The following is an 18,789-nucleotide window of genomic DNA, read 5'->3' on the forward strand; positions in this document are numbered from 1 at the left end:
TCAGCTCCGGACAGAGACAGGCAGGCTATGACAGATATCGCGCAGATGCAGGAACAGCGATTGAACGCCCTTCGACAGACCGCGTCGGGCGCGCCGAAACTGCCGTCCAACCCGTTCTTCGGCGTCGGGCCGATCACCGATGCGACGACCGATGAGGTGGATAGCCGCCTGCGGCGCATCGCCTTCGACGCCTGGATCGAAAAGACCTATCGCAAGTTCGACGACCGCGGCAACGATATCGGCGGCTTCACCACCGCCGAGATCTCCCGCAGTATGCATCGCGGCTATCCGGCCGATAAGATCCTGACCGACATGATGCGGGCGATCCATCGCTATTTCGGTTTTCCCAAGACGAACCGCATGGCGGTCGGGCTCGGCGGCGGCCATAGCGGTTTCACCGTCTGCATCCAGCATCTGATGAATGCCAACGACGCCGCCCAGCGCGTCTATGTCGATACGCCGCGGCCGGAGAGCGATCCGTCCAAGGCCGCCGGCTTCTTCCGCCAGTCCTGGGCGACGCAGCTGATCGAGATGCAGCGTTTCGCCGAAAAGGGCTGCGAGAGCCGCATCCATTTCGCCGCCTCCGAGGGCGTGATCCCGACGGCGGCCGAACTGTCCAGCCTCGGCGTTTCGATCTTCGTCGGCGTCGGCCACGAGACGACAGGCGCCAATGCCTATACCAGCGCCGAGATCCGCGAACTGTTGAGCTGGCTCGACGGCGACCCGGCCAACCGCCATGCGGTGTTCGACGCCACCTCGATGCTCGGCGCCATGCCGTGGGAGCCTGAACTGGTCAGCGCCGTGATGGCGAAGTGCTGCCTGTTCATGCCGTTCCAGAAGGCGATCGGCGGTATCTCCGGCTATTTCGTCGCCTCCTTCACGCCGCATGCGCTGGCGCTGATCGAAGAGAATCAGCAGGATCCGGCCTGGGCGATCCCGCGCCAGCTGAAGATCGCCCCGCCGATCGATCCCCGGCAGCCGTTTTCGGCCAAGCGCTCCGTCGATGCCGGCCCGTTCTACGATGCCGGCGAAGACCGCATGCTCGGCGGCGTCATCAACACCTACAGCGCGCTCGCCTTTGCCGAGACCACCTTCGGCCTGCTGCAGTCGGAAGCCCGGGTCGGCACCATCGTCGAGCTCAACCGCCGCTCCGCCGCCAATCGCGCCGTGATCGACGAATGGGTCAAGTCGCATCCGCTGCTGTCGCTGACCGTCACCGATGCCGAGCGCCGCGGCGCCGCCGTGACGCTTCTGAAGGTCGAGGACGACGGCATCACCGATGCCGGCATCCACGCCCGCATCATCGCCCGTTCCAAGCAACTGCTCGGCTATGAGGGCATCACCCATCCGAACGGCGAATACGAGCCCGGCCTCGATGCCGCCCGCTACGTCAATGCGTTCCCCGGCACCCCCGGCGATTACCGCGCCTGGGTCGGCGGCATCCGCGAGCCGGACGATGTCGTCGCCCTCCTGGAAAACCTGCAATATGCCTATCTCAGAGCCAAGATCGTCGTGCTCGAAGAGGAGCTCGCAAAGCACGGCGTGACCTTCGAGGCCCCCGTCAAGGCCGATGGCGCCGTGCGCAAGGACGATCCGAACCGCGCCTATACGGTGCTGATCGCCGATCTCGTCGGCCTGCGTTTCGGCGCCGGCGGCGAGCCAGATTACAGCGAGGTCAAGGCGTATATCGAGGAGAAGGGCGGCAGCTTCCATCTCGGCTCGCTCGGCGATCGCGCCGGCCTCGAAAAGGGCCGCATTCATTTCTTCTATCAGCCGAACCTCAGCACCGAGGCGGAGATCCTGCCGCAGACCGACAAGGGCCAGTATGACGCGCTGATCGCGGCGGCGACCTTCATTCCGAAGGGCTCGGTCTTCCCGCTCGGCGGCGTGCGCATCGGCGCCGGCACCGGCAATATGGGCTCGGCCTCCTGGGGCGGCGGCAACGGCGAGGGCGGCGAAGCGGCGCTGATGAATACGCCGGGCATCAACAGCCGGGCGACCGCTCAGATGGCTGTGAAGGCGATCCTGAAGGTCGTTCCCGACCTGCCGGTCGATAGATTGCACCGGATGGTCGCCGGCGGCGATTTCGATACCGGCCGCCAGCTGAAGGATTTCCCGACGGCGAAACTCGAGGGCCGCAAGCTTGCCGTTCTCGGCTACGGCAATATCGGCCGCGAAGTCGCCAAGCTCGCCAAGGCCTTCGGCATGAAGGTGGCGATCTATGCCCGTGAGCATCACAAGCGCTGGATCGAGGCTGAAGGCTTCGACTATGCCGCAAGCCCTGTGGAAGCGGCAAGCGGCGCCGACGTGCTCTCCGTCCATATCGGCCTCGGCCGGCTGGATGCCACGACCGGCACCTATTCCAATGCCGGCACCGTCGATGCCAAGGTGCTCGGCGCCATGAAAAACGGCGCGGTGCTGGTCAATTACGACCGCGGCGAAGTCGTCGATCCCTATGCCCTTGATGCAGCACTTGCCTCCGGCAAGATCGCCCATGCGGCGATCGACGCCGACCTCTTCAGGGATGCGGCGACCGGCACGCTCAGCGGCCCGATGCTGCCCTACCTGCCGCTCGAAGCGCGTCACAAGGGCAGGCTCGAATTGCTGCCGCATGCGGCCGCCGACACCGACCACCCCTCGCGGGTGACCGGCGCCAGGCAGGCGGTCGACCAGATCTTCGACGTCATCCGCTTCAAGTCTGTCGTCAATCTCAAGGGCGACCTGCCTGAGGGTTACGTTTCCGCTGGCAGCCGCACGCCGGCCGGCATCGGCAAGGTGACGAAGCAGGTCGTCGCCGAGGCCGGCCGCAAGGCGGAGCTTCTGGAAGAACTGCGCCAGGCCTCGGAAAAGATCGCCGCCATCACCGGCGCACTGGCGGCCGTTTCCGATCGGGATCACCGCGGCCGGATCGTCGAGCGTTATACCAGCCTGCTGGTCGAAAGCGCCGACCGGCAGCGATCGCTGCTCGACCAGCTCGGCCTCTATGGGCCGGCGGAAGGGTGAGGCTATCGACGGCTCGGCGAGTGGCGATGGTTTCTCGTCGCTGACGCCCTGCCGTGCAGCCCCCTCATCCGACCCTGCGGGCCACCTTCTTCCCGCTGGGGAGAAGGGGGAGAATGCCGCTTCGCCATCGATCTCATTGGACGGAGTGCCTTTGAGCAGGCGGGTTCGTTTGCCACTGTCGGCGCGCCTCGCTCCCTCTTCTCCCCAGCGGGGAGAAGGTGGCCCGAAGGGTCGGATGAGGGGGCCACACGGCACAACCTAACATCATCATTCGTTCCGTGACTCCGTGCCCGAGGCCGTTCGCCTGCATCCGTGCGGATGCTTTGAGGCTGAACTTGTGGAGCCCAAAACAAAACAGGCGGCACATCGGCCGCCTGTTTTCGTGTCTTCAGGTTGCCCGTTACTTCTCTTCCGGCGCCAGGAACTCGGCGCAATAAGACGGGCCGTTGACACCAGGAATGTCGGCGACGGTGCGGATGTCGCGGATCGTGTAATCCGAGCTGGTGGTGATTTCGGCCTGGCAGCGCAGATAGGCGGTGCGGGCGGACGCGATCTGCTTGCCGCGCTTGCCGTCGGCGCCTTCGGCATATTTTGCCGGAATGCGCACGGTCTTGTAGCCGCCGCGCCAGGTGTAGACGGTGGTGGCGCCTTGCTCGCTGTCGCTGATCGGCGGCCCGTAAGCGGCAAAGAAGATGCCGGCCGATTTGCCGACCCAGCGGGCCTCGATCGGATTGCCGGCGGAAGGTATGGTGGTGCATCCGGCAAGCCCAATTGCAAGCCCGGCCGCGGTGATGGTGCGGAGTTTCATCGTGTCGTCCCTGATCTCAAGCGCAGTGGCTGCGAATCGGCTGTTTACGCGCGGTTTCGCCTGTCCCGTCGAGCCCTTTAGCGCGGAACCCGGCAAAAGAAAATTGCCCCTGTGGCACTTCCAGACGATTTGCTCCGGGTGTGTCTTTTTGCAGCAGCACCCCTTCGCCAAGCCCTGTCATCAACCCGTCAAAAATTCCACCGGATTTTTGGAATTTGGTGCTTGTGCAACCAGATAGGCTGTTCTATAGAAGCGCCGCTGGTCACGGAGTGTAGCGCAGTCTGGTAGCGCACCACGTTCGGGACGTGGGGGTCGAGTGTTCGAATCACTCCACTCCGACCAGCTAGAAACCCCGCTCCGGCGGGGTTTTTCGTTTCCGCTGATATCAGCAAAAAATCCCCAGCATGTTCCCCAACCCGTGAGGGAGGAACGTGCGGCACTGTGCTTCGATCTCAGCCGCCGACTGTGATCTCGCCATCCGCAACACGTTTCACAAAAATCTTCAAACCTTCATGCCTCAGTTTCTTCCAGCCGCCGTCGGACACCATTGATTTCGCCAGATCGGCAAACCCTGTGGTGAGGTAGGGAACCTGCGATGCCGGTCGTTTGCCGAGTGCTTGAATCAAGCAGTCAGTTCTTGGCGGGGACGAGAAGGTGTTTCCTGAACGTTGCATGCCGATCTCCAAATGATCTGTGCCGTCTGGAAATCTGATCGTCCCATAGCCGCATTTGGCCGCTGCATTCACTTCGGCCTTGGAGAGATTGTCCTGCAGGAGAAACGACAGCTGGCTGAAACTGTTGTCCGTGTAGTCGAACTGACCCAGAATAATGAAGTCCAGCTCGTTCTGCCCGTTCTTGGCGCCTTTGATCTTGCCGAAGAAGTTGGAATTCACCTTGGTGTCCTTGCCAGTCTTCATGGCAAGCATTTCGCCCAGCTTGATATAGGTCCTCGGTTTTGACGAAACGTTTTCGACGCCAGCCGCGGCGTTGCCTGAAGGCAGACTTGCGGTCTCCGGCTTGGCATAGGCGTCAGCGAAGGCCTGCAGCGTCGTGAGGTTGAGCGCCTCGGGAAGCGAACCGCTGTCGAACTTGCGGCAGGAAAGCGCGGCTTGCCGTGTTGCCTTGTCAGGCTTGCCCTCGACATTTCCCGGCTTGCAGCCCAAATGAGCCAGTTGCTGCTGCAGCCTCTTGAGCAAACCTGCTTGTTCGGCCGAATAGTCGCTGACACCGCGGGTCACGCTGACATTGCGGACATCGATGCGGATACCCTCCGGCTGCACCACGTCAAACTGAGACGTATGATGGTCATAGGTCTTCCAGTCATGCCCCCAACCCATCATCACCGGGCCGAGAATGAAGTTGAATGATTTCGGGTCGCGGTTCGATTGCGGCTCGCACTCGTTCGATTCCCAGCAATGCGGGGCCTGGTTGGTCGCTTCGCCTTCGGCGGCGTAGATCACCTTGTTGTCGCAGCTGGCCGCAACCCATCCGCTCTCATCATTTGCCCATCGGATTTTCAGCGAGAATGTCGCCCATTTGCCGAAATCTTCCGGCTTTTGGCACTGGCGGGCGAGAAAGTTCACGCCGTTGCGCGTGTCGGCTTTCAGCATGTAGATGAAATTGTGGACTGCCGGTCCTTCCCAGGAGGCGAAACGCAAATGGCTGTCCCAGCCATCGGGATAAAAGCCGTTGGCGGAGTTGTTGTGCCAGCCTTTGTAGGCAAAAGTCGGATCGAGCCGGAAATCAAACTTGTATTCGACGCTTTCGCCAACCTTCATGTCTCGCGTATAGCGGATCGTTGAGCGGACGTTGCCATTGCGGCAATCATTTTCGCCGCGTCCATCTCCATAGTCGACATTGGAACATTGACGGTCGAATATCTCAAACCGGGTCACGCCGTCCTTGACCTCCGGTCTGACCGATCCATTGAACTTGTGGCGTTCAAAACCTTTGGGAAGCGGATCGGCAATGGCTACTGCGTGGCTCACAAAAACCATAAGCGCGCCAACCGCCAGAACTATATGATTTTTCAGCATAGTTCTTTCTCCCGCCTCAGAAGTCAACCATATCACGATCTCATTTGGGATGTAGGGTTTAGATCAGCTTCAGATCGGTCCCTTGCCGGAGAAGGGCATCGCCAGTTCGCGCTTCTCTCCAATTATAATTTTTCTGCAGGAAAGTTATAACGACGCGATCGAGCAGCAGCGTGGTGGCCTCGGCGTTGCCAGATCGAGGTTTGATGCGCCGGTTTTCGAATCAACCGGAACGAGTCCCAAAGTGATTCGTTGAGTCGCGTTCGGTGTGAGATACTGCGCCATGAGCAAGCGACGAAGCTTCAAACCGGTGAAGATCACCATCAATGGCAAGGTGAGGACGGTCTATAATGTCGTCCAGGCCGGCAACACTTTGCTGAACGATTGGCCCGACCAGACGCCGGCGGCCAAGGTGGCCGAGCGGCTGGTGCTTGATGTGTTCAACGATGCCGCCGAGCCCGAGCAGGTGCGCCGGGCCTTCATTACCGCGGCCAAGGCGAGCGACATCAAATATAGTTCCTGATCGGCGGTGCTGGGCAAAGCCTGGGCTTACTTCCATGACACCTGCTCCTGATTGCAGAGGTCCTCGCTCTGGAATCGCGTCTCCATCCAGGCGGCCGTGACGATCGCGGCGAGGAAGCCGAAGGCGAGGCAGGTGATGGCCTGCTTGCGCCAGGAGATGAAGCTTGTCGGCGCCGGGGTGAGGGGCTTTTCCGCGCAATCACCCGGCCGGCAGGCGCAGCCGGAAAAGGCCTTGACGATGCAATCGGCAGACATCTCGGCTCCCCTCAGGCGTAAAGCTGATCGTGATCGGTCATGCCCATAATCTCACGGGCATAGCGGTAATGCTCCTCGACGGAGGCGCGGGCGCCGCGCAGCCAGGAGGGGCCGCGGACCGAATGTTCGGGGCGGCGGAGGAAAGCAAAGCCGAGGGCGCCCATGCGCTGGGCCTCGATCGCCATATAGGCGCTGCAGTCTCCAATCCCGCGCGCGCCATTCCAGCGGGCGTCGCGCCTGCTTTCCTCGGTCTCGATATTGCGGATGTGCTGCATCGCCCTGTCCTCTCAAGCGCTCTGATCGGCCTATGCAAGTAAGGTATATATAATACCCAATCGCGTCAATCGTAAAGGGTATAAAAAATACCTTACGGATTGACGAGGTACGAATCATAGGCGTATGTCTGTCGCCAGTGATTGGGCGACCGGGTGCAACTCCCGAGCTGACGAAGCCCAGCGGCGCGGGAAGCGAAAGTCCTTAAGTGCGCTGTCAGAAAATCAGGACGAGGGCGAAGCGAATGGCCCCTCTGGCACGTGTCCCATCCCGGCTCCGGCCTTCAGGACCCTGGCCAATGCTCTCCCGGCTTCATGGGCTTTGCTCATGGGGTAGGGGGAAGCTTTGGCCGGAACCCTCCCTCACCAGCCTTCAGGAGCGAAGACAGAGAGATAGAAAACAAGCGTTATCTTGGAGTCTGGTGCTGCAAGAAAAACGGGAGGGCGTAACGAGATCGGAATCGCCGATGCGGTGATCGAGCCCGGACCTTGGGGTCGCCGAATTTCGATTCGTGGGTGAGGGCTGCCGAAGGATATTCCCCTCGGTAATGGCGTGCGGGTGGTGTCCGGAGTTTCGCAATGTCTCGTTTCAGAGGAGGGGCGCCCCGATCGCCCTGAGTGATCCCGATCGCTCTCGGTGATCCCGATCGACGGATGGGGAGGTCGGAGCGAGATCCTACAGGCCGTACATCTCGCGCGCGGCGCTGAAGGCCAGGAGAAGCATCGTTGATGTGGCGATGTAAAACCAGATTCTACCGGCGCGCGAGGAAGGGCGGATCATCTTGGTTTCCTTGATAAATATGGATTATCCGCAACAAGCATCTCATCCCTACATCTCGATGATCGATCGGCGGACGCGGCCGACGATGGTGACGGCGCCCTGGAATTCCGGCGGCGGCACATCCTCGTAGGAGGCGGGCTGGAAGGGCGGGTTGTCGTTCGGGCGATAGCGCTTGTAGGTGGCGGCCCCCGTCTCGTCGGCGACGACATAAAGCGCGTTCGGCGCCAGGCGCTTGTCGCGCAGGTTGACGAAGATGATCGAGCCCGGCGGCGAGATCTTGTTCATCGAATTGCCTTCGACCTCGAGCGCAATCCATTCGCCATCGGGCAGATCGAGGGCGGCGACGGTCGGGAATTCGGAAAAGTCGGTGATCGGCGCCTGCTCGCTCAACTGGCCGGCGCTGACCCAGGAGATCTTCGGCACGTCGGCGACGGAGACCGGCAGCTCATCCGGATCGAGCGCATTGCCCGTTCCGAACTGCAGCCAGTTGAGATTGACTTTGAAGGCGCGGGCGTACTTCTTCGCATCGGCGATGCCGAAGCCGTTGCGGCCGGACTCATGCGCCTTGTAGACATTCGCATTCCAGCCGAACTGATCGACGATCGCTTTCGGCCCGGCAAAGCCGGCGTTCTTTCTGGCCATGACCAGCCGCTTTGCGCGTTCTTCGCGCTCAAATTGTTCCTGATCTTTCAACATGATATAAAAAATACCCCATTTCAGGGTATATGTCATGCTTTTTTCTGCTTGACGTACAGGGTATTAAATGTACCCTATGCGCATGACAAACAGCCAAAACACCAACGCCTCCACAGAGGCAGCAGTCGGCCCATTCCAGCGCGAAAGCTGCCGCTACACCGGCTGCCCGAACTGCGGCAAGGCACTGTCGATCGCCGAGGTGATCGAGCGCCATTGCGAAAATTGCGGCCGGCAGACCAGCCCGAAAGAGATGCGGCCGATCGCTGATCCCGGCGCGTCGCCGCTCGCCAATCCCGACAGCCTCACCCCTCCCTGACGGCTATCGGTGGCCGGCGTCGTCGCCCTCCCTCGGCGACGCCGGCAGCTATCCCCCGGGCGGCCTCGGCAGACGACTGGAGCGCCGCCGATGAATTCACATGAAGCACCTGGGCAGCGCCCGCTTCGGCGGCAACGGCGTTCTGCGCTCGAAATGGACAAGAAGGATCACATCGGCATGAACGCGCTCGAACTCTTCCGCACCGGCAGGGACTATATCGAAATCGCAGCCATTCTCGGCCTGTCGGTGCCTTCGGTGGAAATCGAGATCCACCGGCTTCGAAGCGCCGAGAAGGGCGACACGGTCCAGCAGGATCATGCCAGCGCAGAGATCCGGCGGTTTCCCCACCGCATCAAGCCCGGCACGCCGGTCAATTTTGCCGGCGGGCAACGGCGGTGCGTTTGAGCGACCGAAAAAGGAAAACGGCATGGCGAAGGACACAATGAGCAAGGACATCATGGACATCCTCAGCCCGGTGCTGGGGGAGGAGCTGGCGGCAGCCGTCATCGAGCATCGCAAGCGCACGCTGAGGAAACCGCTGACGGCTTATGCCGCCCGCATCCAGGCCAGGGAATATCTGCTGACCGGCGATCCGGCCGGTGCCGCCGAGATGCAGATCTTCCGCGGCTGGCAGGCGATCAAATGCGACTGGTACCTCAAGGAGAAGGCGAGGGAAGCCGGGTCGATCAACAGCAGCACGAGAAGGACGACAGTGGATGCCGCAAGAGATTTCCTCTCCGGTGAAGATCATAGCGGGGATGCTTTCGGGTTTCCCGGCATCCGCAGGCACTGATCCCGACATGCAGATCCGCGCCTATCTGCTGGCCATCGACGGCATCCCGCTGGAGGCGGTCTGGCAGGCGGCCAAACTCTTCATTTCAGGAAAGGTCAGGAACCATAACCGCGCCTTTGCACCGAGCTCGGCCAGTTTCGCCGAGCAATGCCGCCGGCAGCAGGCGGCCATCGCGGCGCAAAGCCGCCCGCGCGTCGAGCGGGTGCCCGAGCCGCCGCAGCCGAAAGTCGCGGCCTACAAGATGCAGCTGCTGCGCGACGCGGCGAACGGCAGCCGCAGCGCCAGGCGGGAGCTGGCGAAGATGTTTCCCGACAACCCGATCATTGCACGAGCCACACGACACGAGGAGGCATTGAGGTGAGAAGCCTGTTCTGGACGGAAGACAAGATCGTCAAGGCGCAGAAGCTCTGGCAGCAGGGGCTCTCGGCAAGAGAGATCGCCAACCTGTTCGGCTCGAAGAAGAACACCGTCATCAACATGACGCACCGCAACCGCGACAGGTTCCCCGCACGGCAGGTCACCCGGCCGCCGCCCGAGACCTGCGAGGCGCCGGCGCCGATCCGCCACCCCGATCGCGTCACGCGGGTGACCTTGTCGGGGGCTGAGGTGACGATGCCGCGGGTGCCCTGCATCGATGGGCCGGCATCATCATGAGCAAGCCCACCCCGCGCGAAACCGAAATCATCGGCTGGATGGCGGCCGGCAAGACCGCCGCCGAGATCGGCGCCATTCTCGCCATCTCCCCCATCACCGTGAACACGCACATCGCCAACGCCAAGGCGAGACTCGGCGTCTTCAAGGACACCGCACTGGTTGCCGCCGCACTGCGCAACGGCATCATTCGATAGGAAGGACAATCAGCATGGGTGGCAAAGCAGCCAAGATAAAGACAGCACGGGCAAACAAGGGCGCCGGCCGGCCGCGCAAGGCAAATGTCGAGCGTTTTCCCTGCGGCAAGATCAAGCCTTTCGAGACCGAGAAGGACAATATCAGCGTCGCCATAGCAGCCCGCCGCCGCATCCACGGCTTCGGCCGAACGGTTGACGACGAGACGGTCAAGAGCCCGTTTGCCGGTTATACGCTGGGGCGCATGTTCCTCGACGGCCTGATTTCCGCAGAGCAGCGCCAGGCCGGCGACGACTATGCCGAAGCCATGGCCCGCTACCACAAGACCACCGGCATCCCGGCCCCGAGCCCGAGGGCGCAATCACTCTTTTCCGTCAAGGGCCACGAAGGCGAAGTCACCGAAAGCCTCGCCGACCGCGCCCGCAAAGCCAGCAACCGCATGATGGCGCTGCAGGCCATCCTGCTGCGCTGCCAGGACGGCCCGCAGGTGCGCAGCACCGTCTACAACGTCACGGTGATGGACTACGAACATCTGCGCCAGATGCCGCCGCAGCAATTGCTCTGGCTACGGCGGGGATTGATCGCGCTGCGCGCGGCGAAGGGTGGGTGATGGGGTGGCGGTAGGGCGATAGGGAAAGCCGTGCCGTGCAGCCCCCTCATCCGACCCTTCGGGCCACCGCCCGGGGTTGAGCCACCGGTCTCAACCCGTCCTTCGGACCCCCGCTGGGGAGAAGAGGGGAGAATGCCGCTTCGCCGTCGGCCCTATTGAACGAAGTGCCTTTAAAAAGATGGGTTCACTTGGGCAGTTTCGGCGCGCCTTGCCCCCCTTCTCCCCAGCGGGGAGAAGGGGGCCCGCAGGGTCGGATGAGGGGGCCGCACGGCACAGCGCCAACGACGATCCACTTATTCCGTCCCCTTTGCGTGAAGACTCCCCTGACCAAAACCGAAATCAGAACAGACGATCGACAAACCGCTCCATCTCCCAGGTCTTGAGGAAATCGGCTTCCCGCGCGATCCAGCCGACGGCCTCGCTTCTCCATTCCTGCGCGCGGCTGGCGTATTCGCCCAGGGGATGACGGAGGATGAGGGCGGGCGCGCCGCTGAAAGAATGTGACGCGCTTCTGTTATGGCGTGTAACAGGAGTGGGCCGCGCAGAGTATCGAAGTGCATGGCTGTGTTATGACGCACCTCCACACGGCCCATAATACTTACGATCTGCGGAGCCTCTTGTTCCCGAGTGGACGGAAAATTCTGCTCAGTCGCGCTGGATCCCACTTCTTCGGGCTGCGTGTCTTCAAGGGTCACCAAGACAAACGAGTGCGAGCGACACGCTCACCCCAACTTAGAGGTTGATGTAGAGTATGGCCAACAGGACCAGAGCGACGCCGCTGGCTAATGTGAGTCCGAGGCGGGCGGAGTCCGATTTGTCTTTTCCTCCCCAGTCCCAAACTACGGCCATGATCAGCAATGCCAGGTAGGCGAAGGTGTATCGGCCTCCTTGGGACAGCCAGAAAGATCGATACCACACACCCGATACCGCCAACAACAAGCCCAACACCAATAGAACAGCCATCGACGGCGTCATGCTTGAGAAAAACAAAAACTGCGGCTTGGAAAGCATGAAAAGCCGGTTCATGAGAGGCGCCTTATCGACGATGGGTTCGTGCACCGGTCGTTCTTCGCTCGCTCTTTGCAATATGAACTTCTCAACAAGTCGATTGGCTTTTCGGGCATCGTTTTGTAGTAGCTTATGGTTCGAATTCATCGCTTGCCGCCAAAGATGTTGGCCCGCCTGCGAGTTGTCGCGGGCCTTCACGTGGGCATTGTGAACGAGGGTCAGCCGAAAATACTCTATCTCGTCCGATTGCGGAGGCTGGCCTGTCACGCAACTCTCGTACCAGTCGGTCCAGATCTTCCAGCTTGCGTCGTCGCTGATGAGAATGCTGCGCAGCCGGTGCCAGGTGGTATGGTTAGGCTCCGGTGGGTTGTCCGACGGCTTCCGATCCAGCCAGAGCCGCTCATTCAAGAGCGAGATTGGACGCCCGCCTGCCTCGATCCAAGCCAAATCAGTCTCGACGGCGTGCCAAGGCCATCCCGTGTCGATTATGCATGAAGCCAGCCGTACCACGTAACTGGCATCGCTGGCTGGATGCATGGCCGCCGCGCCAGCCCCGCTGCCTTTTACCTGAGCGAGGGCCACAGCAGCAAAAGACGCCTCAACGATCGTGGCCTTTGCAGCGTTACCTGACGTAGGGGCCACCGTGTTGAGGGCGGTGCACGTTTCATTGAGAGCTGTGCCAGGGGACATGGCAGAGAGCCTGGCAAGTGCCAGATAGCGAAAAGCGGCGATGATTTGATGCCGCTCCTTCTTTCCAAACCGGCCCTTGGGAGTGATGGCGATCACGAACGGGAGGGCTCTAAACCCCACCCGCGTCGCAATCACCGCCGCAACTTGCGGCGGATGAGCCAAAAGCCAAGCTTTCAGCTCATCCGCTTTTGCCCGAAGTCTGTCGGCTTCAGCCTTGATTGCAGGGTCAATCGTCACTGTCAGATCTCATGGGTAGGCGGGAGTAGTGGAATGTGGCTGCTCCAGCTCCAGCGTTCGAAGAATTTCGTTCTGGCGCCGAGATAAAGGAGGCCGAGCAATAGGCCAAGCCCGGCATAAGGTGGATGTAGGTTGTTGCCAGAAGCACGAGGGCTATGCCGCTGCCGCAGACGAGCCCGAAGCTGATCGAGTATAGCTTGTCTTTTCCTCCCCATCCGAAACCGAGGCTCGAGATCAGCCATGCCAGGAAGATGAAGGTGGGCAGGCCCCATTCGGGCAACCAGGAAGGTCTGAACACCACCCCCGATGCGCTCAATAGGCAGCCGAGCGCCACCAGAGAAATTCTCGTCTTCCAAATTTTCACGCTTTCACGACCGAAAAGAACAGAAACCGCGGCGTGGTCGTCAGGCTCCGATAGGCCTGCGGAAACAGCGTGGCGGCGCGGGGATCGGGCTGGGGCTCGCTGACGATATCGATCTGAAATCCGGCCGTCTTGAGTGCGTCGAACATGGCGTGCAGCGGCCGGTGCCAGAAGCGCATGGCGATCTCCTGTCCGCCGCGCTGCCAGGTCTCGTCGAAGCTGTAGGTCTCGAAATAATTGTCGCGGCCGCTCGACGGGTGATCCATGAAGGGATGATGGGTGGAGAAAACCAGGCGGCCGCCTTGAGGCAGCAGCCGGTTGAATTCCCGGAGGGGCCCCGACCACTCCGGCAGATAATGCAGGACGAGCGAGGCGAGGATCAGCTCGAACGCTTGATCCTCGAAGGGCAAAGCTTCGCCGAGATCCGCCTGCAACAGACGTGCGCGTCCTTCCAGGCGGCGTTGCGCGATCTGCAGCATGCCGGCACTGGCATCGATCCCGGTCACCACGGCGCCACGCTCGGCGAGCGCTGCCGCATGCGCCCCACCGCCGCATCCGGCATCGAGCACCGAAAGCCCGGCGACCTCGCCGACCAAGGCAAGAATGGCCGGCCGCTCGTAATAGGCATTCCAGGCATTGGCCTCATTATCCGCGTCATAGGCCGCCGCGAAGGCATCATAGTCATTTTCGGCCATGGTTTGCCTTTCCGTGGGGTGTCGGACGATTGCGTTCGGTCATGCGTGTTTGACTAAGGGGCAGCCGTACCATTTTTGCGAGAAACGCTGGTAGATGCAAGCCGCCGCAGAGCGCATGGCTGCCCCTCACCCTAACCCTCTCCCCGTAAAACGGGGAGAGGGGACGTGCCCTGCGAGACGCTGGTGAGGGACGGAGAGGTTGCGGCATATCCCCTTCGCCCCGCGAGCGGGGAGAAGGTGGCGGCAGCCGGATGAGGAGCGCGCGGCAATCTCCCAGTTCGAGGAAAGCATTTCTTTCCCAAACGACCCTCTCAGCAGCGGACATGGATCCCAGGCTCAAGGCCTGGGAGGACGGAGATCGGGGACCCGGTTTCGCCAAATCCCTGAGGCTAAGCCTTGCCCAGATGTTTCGGCCAGAATTCCTGATGCACTGCGGCGGCTTCGGCTTCGAGGTTCGTCGGGCCAACCACGGTGACAATGCGTGCGCCGGTCTGCAGCACTGCCCGGCTCGGCACGTTCAACCCGATGCCGGCGATCTCGCCAAGCCGGGTCTCGGAGCACGCAAACACCATATGGCCGATGCCCGACCAGTAGATCGCCCCGGAGCACATCGCGCACGGCTCCGTGCTGGTGTAGAGCGTGCAGTCGGCGAGAAAACCGGTATCGTAATGCTGCGCCGCAGATTTCACCAGGTTCATCTCGGCGTGGTTGGTCATATCATGGCCGGTGAAGACGCTGTTTTCGGCGCGCAGGATGACCTCGCCGTCCTTCACCAGCACCGAGCCGAAGGGTTCGTCGCCTCGGTCCATCGCGGATTTCGAGAGCGCAATCGCCTCGCGTAAAAACGGCTCGTGGTTTTCCATCAGAGTCCCCCAAGAGTTAGAGCGGGACGATTTTGTCTTGAATCGGCGGGATTTCCAAGGGCTGCAAATTGGGTTGAGGATCGGCGATCGGAATCGCGGCAATCGTTCTCCGGTCGCCCGGCGAGCCATTCGTTTCGTCAAGGGACGTTTAAATCGTCGCGGCGACCTTTGCTGCGGCGCCTGCAAGCCAGTCTATCGCCGGGTCCGGCGCTGCGCCGGCGAGGCGGGCCAGGCCGATCGTCCATGCGGGAAGCGGGGGCGGCTGCGGATGGATGGCGATGGCGGCGGCGTCGGCGAGCCGCAGCGCCACGCGCTCGGCCAGCAGCGTCACGAGGTCGGTTTCCGCCACGATGAACGGTGCTGCGAGAAAGTTCGGCAGCGTCATGACGACGCGGCGGGAGAGTCCGGCTTCGCGCAGGCTGTCGTCGAGACTGCCGGCCATATCGCCGCCGAGCGACACCAGCAGGTGGTCGAGCCCGGCGAGCGTCTGCAGGCTCATCTCGGCGGCCAGCACCGGGTGGCCCTTTCGAGCCACCAGCACCAGACGCTCGGTGAAAAGCGGCGTCAGAGCCAGGGCCTCGGGCGCTGCCGCCAGCGGGCCGATCACCAGGTCGATGTCGCGGCGGCGCAGATCGTCGAGCAGCGTCTGCCGGCTGGTCGACCGGCGGCGGATGTCGATCCCGGGCGCGGCGACCCGCAACTCGGCCATCAGGCGCGGCATCAGCACCAGATCGGCATAGTCCGAGGCCCCGATCGAAAGCGTGCGAACCGCGCGGGCAGGATCGAAAGCGGCCTCGCTGCCGTCGGTGAGGGCCGCGCGCACCGCCGCCAGCGCGTGGGCGATCGGCGCATCCAGCGCTTCGGCGCGCGGCGTCGGCCTGATGCCGCCGACATGGCGCTTGAACAGCGGATCGCCAAACAGGTGGCGCAGCCTGGACAGGGCGTGGCTCACCGCCGGCTGGGTCAGGCCGAGAAGCTGGGCCGAGCGGCCGACATGGCGTTCCCGCATCAGCGTCTCGAACACCACCAGCAGGTTGAGATCGACGCGGCGAAGATCAATTTGGTTCATGTTAGTAAATTACAATAATGAATTGGATTTATGAAGAGCGATGCGCGAGAAAAGCCGCAGTTGAAACGCGGAGCGCAGCCATGGCAGTGGAAATTTGGATCTTGGGCGCCTTGTTCGCAGGGATCATGGCGCTCTATTGGCTGACGCCTCTCGGCGTGCCGGCGCTGAGGCGGATGGGCGGCGGCGAGGCTTCGCCGGACCTTCGGTTCGGCTACCAACCCGACGAGACCTACCGCCTGCTCGCCCTCTACGGCCCGGCCGGCATTGCCCATTTTCGGCGGCTGCTGTGGATCGACATGGTATTTCCAGGCGTTTACGCGGCCTTCTTCGCCTTGCTGACGCTCGAATGGACGCGGTGGGTTGGTGCAAGTCCGGTCTGGGCAGCGGCCGGCGTCGGCTGCGCGATTTCCGCCGGCGCCAGCGACTACATCGAAAACATCCTTTTGATGCGGGTTCTCGCCGCGCTTCCCGGTCGGCTCGACGCCGCCGTGCGGGCGGCGAGCATCTTCACCCGGGCGAAATTTGTCTTCTCCAATCTTACGCTGGCAATCCCGGTGGCCTATTGGCTCGTCGCCCACCTTGTTTGAAGCCTGACCAGCGAGAGCCATGGCGGACCGGCGATTTGCGCAGGTCCGCCACCTTACGAAAATGTATAGCCCCGGCGAAGTGCCGGTGAGATTTGCGGCGCAGGTTTGGCGCAGTCGTTGCCAAGTCGAAGGCCAGCTTTCATGAACATGCGCGCCACGCCCGCCGCCCTGATGCCGGCGATCCATCCGGTCAGCCTGCGGGTCGATACCTATCTGATCAATCTCGACCGCGCGCCATTGCGCCGGTTTCGCATGGAGCGCCTGCTGGAGCGTATCGGCCTTGCCTTCGAGCGGGTGGCGGCGGTGGATGGTGCCGGGCTCGGCCTGCCGCATCCGGATTTTGATGAAGCCGCCTATCTGAGCCGGCACGGCCGGCGGCCGAACCCTTTCGAGATCGGCTGTTTTTTCAGCCATGTCGAATGCGCCAGGCGCTTCCTCTCCGGCAATGCCGAATTCGCGCTCATTCTGGAAGACGACCTCGATTTCGACGATGATCTCGCCGAGGTGCTCGAGGCGGCGCTGCAGCATCCGACGCGCTGGGACATCCTGCGTCTTTCCACCGTCAATACCGGGCGCAAGCATCACGTGGCGCCGCTGACGGCTTCGCGCTCGCTTGCCATTGCGCTGACCCGCGAGAAGGGCTCCGGCGCCTATCTGATCAACCGCAAGGCGGCGGGCTGGATTGTCGGGGCACTGCTGCCGATGCGGCTGCCCTATGATCTCGCCTTCGATCTGGAATTCGACGAGGGCCTGAGCGCCTGCTTCGTCGATCCGTTGCCGGTCAGCCAGCGGGCGGATGCCTGCTCGCAGATCCAGGCGGGGCTTTCGGCCTACCGGCTCGGCCGCCGCCGGCCGTGGAGCGTTCTGCCCTATCGCGCGGCGGCCGAAATCCGCCGCTTTGCCGCCCGCTTCCGCCGTCTCGCGGCGTCGAGGATTGGGGGTCAGGACCGCTCCGCCGGGAGTAGCGGAAAGGCGATCGAGACGATGAGGCCGGGGTGATTATCGGCCATGGTGATCTCGGCCGCGTGCAGCTCGGCGATCGCCTTGACGAGGCTGAGCCCGAGTCCGCTTCCCGGTGTCGTGCGGCTTTTGTCCAGCCGGTAGAGCCGCCGGAAGACTTTTTCCCTTTCGCCGGCGGGAATGCCGGGGCCGCTATCGGCGACGGAGAGGATGGCGCGATCGGCTTTGCTGCGCAGCGAAACCGTGATCACCGTTCCGGCCGGGCAGTGGTTGATCGCATTCTCCACCAGGTTGGCGATCAGCTGCGTCAGCAGATCGCGGTCGCCGCGGATGATGGCGGGAGTGCGGGCCGTTATCCGCAGCGATTTCTGCGCATCTTCGGCGACATCGACATAGACTTCGGAAATCACCGCCAGCACGGCGTCGAGATCGGTCGTCTGGAAACGCTCCTTGCGGGCGCCGGCCTCGATCTGCGAGATGCGCAGCAGCGCCTCGAAGGTGGCGTTGATCCGGTCGCTTTCGTTTCTCGCCTCGTCGAGAAGGGCTGAGACATCCGCCTGCCGGTCATTGCCCGCCACCGCGGCATCGAGCGTCAGCCGCAGCCGGTTCAGCGGGGTTTTCAGATCATGGGCGATATCGGTGCTCACCTGCCGCATGCTCTCGACCAGGGTCTGCAGCCGCACCAGCGCGGCGTTGATCTGGATCGCCACCGTATCGAGATCGTCGCCATTGCCGCTGATCGGAATGCGGGCGTCGAGCGCGCCGTGGGAGACATCGTTCATGGTGAGGGCCACCCTGTCCAGCCGCGCCTGGGCGCGAACGGCGAGAAACACGCCGCCGCCGATCGCCGTCGCCACGACGATCGCTGCCGCCCATTCGAAACTTTCGAGCACGATCCGCAGCATCTCGTCGACATCGTTGAAGTTTTCGCCGACCACCAGGCTGTAGGGGCCGATCGTCGACACCTGCATGCGGTAACGTTCATGCCCCTTCAGCCCGACATCGCGCGAGCGGACGGTATAGACGCCGTTCGGGATGGGCGGTGCGGCGAAATTGCCGGCGAGTTTTTTGCCGGCATGGTCGGTCAGCGAATAAAGCCCGTCCGAGGTCGACTGGAAGCTCGCATAATTGTTCAGCGTGTTGACCAGATCCTGGGTGTCACCGGGCTCGTAGGTGGAGACGATGAGCGAATTCATCTCGGTCAGCGACTGTTCGAGATCGCGGGAAAGGCCGAGGTCCAGCATGTGATAGATGACCGCGCCGCTCAGAAAGAAGGTGACGACGAAGAGCACGCCGAAGGTGACGGCAAGCCGGAACGGCGTGCTCCGGCGTAGGCTGGAGAAGGATGCCGAAAAGCGTGTGCGGTCGGGAAAAATCATCCCTT

The 18,789-nt window shown here is 62.4% G+C and carries 21 protein-coding genes, 1 tRNA gene and 1 pseudogene; 12 read left to right on the forward strand and 11 right to left on the reverse strand.

Annotation, left to right across the window (positions count from 1 at the left end; genetic code table 11):
• The first annotated feature begins 27 nt into the window (after positions 1–27).
• Positions 28–3,003, forward strand: coding sequence for an NAD(P)-dependent oxidoreductase (locus tag BBJ66_RS12815; protein ID WP_071087451.1), 2,976 nt, complete (start codon positions 28–30; stop codon positions 3,001–3,003).
• 400 nt (positions 3,004–3,403) lie between these two features.
• On the opposite strand, the gene BBJ66_RS12820 is transcribed toward BBJ66_RS12815, so the two are convergent.
• Positions 3,404–3,811 carry a hypothetical protein gene (locus BBJ66_RS12820; RefSeq protein ID WP_003587995.1) on the reverse strand — a complete coding sequence of 136 codons (408 nt, stop codon included), beginning with the start codon at positions 3,809–3,811 and terminating at the stop codon, positions 3,404–3,406.
• A 265-nt stretch (positions 3,812–4,076) separates the two neighbouring features.
• Between BBJ66_RS12820 and BBJ66_RS12825 the strand changes: the two genes are divergently transcribed.
• Positions 4,077–4,153 (forward strand) — tRNA-Pro (locus tag BBJ66_RS12825).
• Between the two features lie 110 nt (positions 4,154–4,263).
• Here the strand turns inward: BBJ66_RS12825 and BBJ66_RS12830 are convergent.
• Positions 4,264–5,847, reverse strand: a complete 1,584-nt coding sequence (locus tag BBJ66_RS12830; RefSeq protein ID WP_071087453.1) for a hypothetical protein — start codon at positions 5,845–5,847, stop codon at positions 4,264–4,266.
• A gap of 280 nt (positions 5,848–6,127) precedes the next feature.
• Between BBJ66_RS12830 and BBJ66_RS12835 the strand changes: the two genes are divergently transcribed.
• Positions 6,128–6,367, forward strand: a complete 240-nt coding sequence (locus tag BBJ66_RS12835) for a DUF982 domain-containing protein (RefSeq protein ID WP_003580187.1) — start codon at positions 6,128–6,130, stop codon at positions 6,365–6,367.
• Positions 6,368–6,393: 26 nt separating this feature from the next.
• On the opposite strand, the gene BBJ66_RS12840 is transcribed toward BBJ66_RS12835, so the two are convergent.
• The 3 genes from BBJ66_RS12840 to BBJ66_RS12850 all read right to left on the reverse strand — a co-directional run bounded on the left by BBJ66_RS12840 (position 6,394) and on the right by BBJ66_RS12850 (position 8,370).
• Positions 6,394–6,621 (reverse strand): hypothetical protein, encoded by a 228-nt coding sequence (locus BBJ66_RS12840; RefSeq protein ID WP_071087454.1) that lies wholly within the window; start codon positions 6,619–6,621, stop codon positions 6,394–6,396.
• 11 nt (positions 6,622–6,632) lie between these two features.
• A complete protein-coding gene (locus BBJ66_RS12845; protein ID WP_071087456.1) occupies positions 6,633–6,896 on the reverse strand; it encodes a hypothetical protein in 264 nt (87 codons plus the stop codon).
• Positions 6,897–7,722: 826 nt separating this feature from the next.
• Positions 7,723–8,370 carry a S24 family peptidase gene (locus BBJ66_RS12850; protein WP_071087576.1) on the reverse strand — a complete coding sequence of 216 codons (648 nt, stop codon included), beginning with the start codon at positions 8,368–8,370 and terminating at the stop codon, positions 7,723–7,725.
• 82 nt (positions 8,371–8,452) lie between these two features.
• Here BBJ66_RS12850 and BBJ66_RS12855 point away from each other — a divergent pair, with 82 nt between their 5' ends.
• The 7 genes from BBJ66_RS12855 to BBJ66_RS12885 all read left to right on the forward strand — a co-directional run bounded on the left by BBJ66_RS12855 (position 8,453) and on the right by BBJ66_RS12885 (position 10,935).
• Positions 8,453–8,686 carry a hypothetical protein gene (locus BBJ66_RS12855; RefSeq protein ID WP_071087578.1) on the forward strand — a complete coding sequence of 78 codons (234 nt, stop codon included), beginning with the start codon at positions 8,453–8,455 and terminating at the stop codon, positions 8,684–8,686.
• Between the two features lie 153 nt (positions 8,687–8,839).
• Positions 8,840–9,091 carry an RNA polymerase subunit sigma-70 gene (locus BBJ66_RS12860; RefSeq protein ID WP_071087458.1) on the forward strand — a complete coding sequence of 84 codons (252 nt, stop codon included), beginning with the start codon at positions 8,840–8,842 and terminating at the stop codon, positions 9,089–9,091.
• 22 nt (positions 9,092–9,113) lie between these two features.
• The gene (locus tag BBJ66_RS12865; RefSeq protein ID WP_071087460.1) at positions 9,114–9,479 is read left to right on the forward strand and encodes a hypothetical protein; all 366 of its coding nucleotides are present in this window, start codon (positions 9,114–9,116) and stop codon (positions 9,477–9,479) included.
• Positions 9,445–9,840, forward strand: a complete 396-nt coding sequence (locus BBJ66_RS12870; RefSeq protein WP_071087462.1) for a hypothetical protein — start codon at positions 9,445–9,447, stop codon at positions 9,838–9,840. Before BBJ66_RS12865 ends, BBJ66_RS12870 begins: the two co-directional genes overlap by 35 nt.
• Positions 9,837–10,133: a GcrA family cell cycle regulator gene (locus BBJ66_RS12875; RefSeq protein ID WP_071087464.1), complete on the forward strand. Its 297-nt coding sequence runs from the start codon at positions 9,837–9,839 to the stop codon at positions 10,131–10,133. Before BBJ66_RS12870 ends, BBJ66_RS12875 begins: the two co-directional genes overlap by 4 nt.
• Positions 10,130–10,327, forward strand: a complete 198-nt coding sequence (locus BBJ66_RS12880) for a response regulator transcription factor (RefSeq protein ID WP_071087466.1) — start codon at positions 10,130–10,132, stop codon at positions 10,325–10,327. Before BBJ66_RS12875 ends, BBJ66_RS12880 begins: the two co-directional genes overlap by 4 nt.
• A 14-nt stretch (positions 10,328–10,341) precedes the next feature.
• Complete coding sequence (locus BBJ66_RS12885) at positions 10,342–10,935, forward strand: hypothetical protein (RefSeq protein ID WP_071087468.1); 594 nt, start codon at positions 10,342–10,344, stop codon at positions 10,933–10,935.
• A 339-nt stretch (positions 10,936–11,274) separates the two neighbouring features.
• Here the strand turns inward: BBJ66_RS12885 and BBJ66_RS35275 are convergent.
• The 5 genes and pseudogenes from BBJ66_RS35275 to BBJ66_RS12910 all read right to left on the reverse strand — a co-directional run.
• Positions 11,275–11,466, reverse strand: a pseudogene (locus BBJ66_RS35275) (kinase); the annotation flags it as partial.
• Positions 11,467–11,667: 201 nt separating this feature from the next.
• Positions 11,668–12,870 (reverse strand): hypothetical protein, encoded by a 1,203-nt coding sequence (locus BBJ66_RS34740; protein ID WP_071087470.1) that lies wholly within the window; start codon positions 12,868–12,870, stop codon positions 11,668–11,670.
• Between the two features lie 360 nt (positions 12,871–13,230).
• A complete protein-coding gene (locus BBJ66_RS12900) occupies positions 13,231–13,926 on the reverse strand; it encodes a class I SAM-dependent methyltransferase (protein WP_071087472.1) in 696 nt (231 codons plus the stop codon).
• Positions 13,927–14,315: 389 nt separating this feature from the next.
• Positions 14,316–14,789, reverse strand: a complete 474-nt coding sequence (locus BBJ66_RS12905; protein WP_071087474.1) for a nucleoside deaminase — start codon at positions 14,787–14,789, stop codon at positions 14,316–14,318.
• Between the two features lie 148 nt (positions 14,790–14,937).
• The gene (locus BBJ66_RS12910; RefSeq protein WP_071087476.1) at positions 14,938–15,858 is read right to left on the reverse strand and encodes a LysR family transcriptional regulator; all 921 of its coding nucleotides are present in this window, start codon (positions 15,856–15,858) and stop codon (positions 14,938–14,940) included.
• 80 nt (positions 15,859–15,938) lie between these two features.
• On the opposite strand from BBJ66_RS12910, the gene BBJ66_RS12915 reads away from it, so the two are divergent.
• Positions 15,939–16,445, forward strand: coding sequence for a hypothetical protein (locus tag BBJ66_RS12915; protein WP_071087479.1), 507 nt, complete (start codon positions 15,939–15,941; stop codon positions 16,443–16,445).
• Between the two features lie 141 nt (positions 16,446–16,586).
• Entirely contained in the window at positions 16,587–17,444 is an 858-nt protein-coding gene (locus BBJ66_RS12920) for a glycosyltransferase family 25 protein (protein WP_071087481.1), read from the forward strand.
• Here BBJ66_RS12920 and BBJ66_RS12925 read toward each other — a convergent pair.
• A complete protein-coding gene (locus BBJ66_RS12925; protein WP_071087484.1) occupies positions 17,387–18,784 on the reverse strand; it encodes a sensor histidine kinase in 1,398 nt (465 codons plus the stop codon). The two genes, BBJ66_RS12920 and BBJ66_RS12925, sit on opposite strands and share 58 nt — an antisense overlap.
• Positions 18,785–18,789 lie beyond the last annotated feature (5 nt).

It is taken from the genome of Rhizobium sp. RSm-3, from assembly GCF_001854685.1.
In the GTDB taxonomy this organism is placed as follows: Bacteria; Pseudomonadota; Alphaproteobacteria; order Rhizobiales; family Rhizobiaceae; genus Rhizobium; species Rhizobium ecuadorense.

Excerpts from the sequence above, each read along its gene's own strand:
- BBJ66_RS12815 (WP_071087451.1), top strand. The coding sequence starts at position 28 with ATGACAGATATCGCGCAGATGCAGGAACAGCGATTGAACGCCCTTCGA.
- BBJ66_RS12820 (WP_003587995.1), bottom strand. The coding sequence starts at position 3,811 with ATGAAACTCCGCACCATCACCGCGGCCGGGCTTGCAATTGGGCTTGCC.
- BBJ66_RS12830 (WP_071087453.1), bottom strand. The coding sequence starts at position 5,847 with ATGCTGAAAAATCATATAGTTCTGGCGGTTGGCGCGCTTATGGTTTTT.
- BBJ66_RS12835 (WP_003580187.1), top strand. The coding sequence starts at position 6,128 with ATGAGCAAGCGACGAAGCTTCAAACCGGTGAAGATCACCATCAATGGC.
- BBJ66_RS12840 (WP_071087454.1), bottom strand. The coding sequence starts at position 6,621 with ATGTCTGCCGATTGCATCGTCAAGGCCTTTTCCGGCTGCGCCTGCCGG.
- BBJ66_RS12845 (WP_071087456.1), bottom strand. The coding sequence starts at position 6,896 with ATGCAGCACATCCGCAATATCGAGACCGAGGAAAGCAGGCGCGACGCC.
- BBJ66_RS12850 (WP_071087576.1), bottom strand. The coding sequence starts at position 8,370 with ATGTTGAAAGATCAGGAACAATTTGAGCGCGAAGAACGCGCAAAGCGG.
- BBJ66_RS12855 (WP_071087578.1), top strand. The coding sequence starts at position 8,453 with ATGACAAACAGCCAAAACACCAACGCCTCCACAGAGGCAGCAGTCGGC.
- BBJ66_RS12860 (WP_071087458.1), top strand. The coding sequence starts at position 8,840 with ATGGACAAGAAGGATCACATCGGCATGAACGCGCTCGAACTCTTCCGC.
- BBJ66_RS12865 (WP_071087460.1), top strand. The coding sequence starts at position 9,114 with ATGGCGAAGGACACAATGAGCAAGGACATCATGGACATCCTCAGCCCG.
- BBJ66_RS12870 (WP_071087462.1), top strand. The coding sequence starts at position 9,445 with ATGCTTTCGGGTTTCCCGGCATCCGCAGGCACTGATCCCGACATGCAG.
- BBJ66_RS12880 (WP_071087466.1), top strand. The coding sequence starts at position 10,130 with ATGAGCAAGCCCACCCCGCGCGAAACCGAAATCATCGGCTGGATGGCG.
- BBJ66_RS12885 (WP_071087468.1), top strand. The coding sequence starts at position 10,342 with ATGGGTGGCAAAGCAGCCAAGATAAAGACAGCACGGGCAAACAAGGGC.
- BBJ66_RS12900 (WP_071087472.1), bottom strand. The coding sequence starts at position 13,926 with ATGGCCGAAAATGACTATGATGCCTTCGCGGCGGCCTATGACGCGGAT.
- BBJ66_RS12905 (WP_071087474.1), bottom strand. The coding sequence starts at position 14,789 with ATGGAAAACCACGAGCCGTTTTTACGCGAGGCGATTGCGCTCTCGAAA.
- BBJ66_RS12910 (WP_071087476.1), bottom strand. The coding sequence starts at position 15,858 with ATGAACCAAATTGATCTTCGCCGCGTCGATCTCAACCTGCTGGTGGTG.
- BBJ66_RS12915 (WP_071087479.1), top strand. The coding sequence starts at position 15,939 with ATGGCAGTGGAAATTTGGATCTTGGGCGCCTTGTTCGCAGGGATCATG.
- BBJ66_RS12920 (WP_071087481.1), top strand. The coding sequence starts at position 16,587 with ATGAACATGCGCGCCACGCCCGCCGCCCTGATGCCGGCGATCCATCCG.
- BBJ66_RS12925 (WP_071087484.1), bottom strand. The coding sequence starts at position 18,784 with ATGATTTTTCCCGACCGCACACGCTTTTCGGCATCCTTCTCCAGCCTA.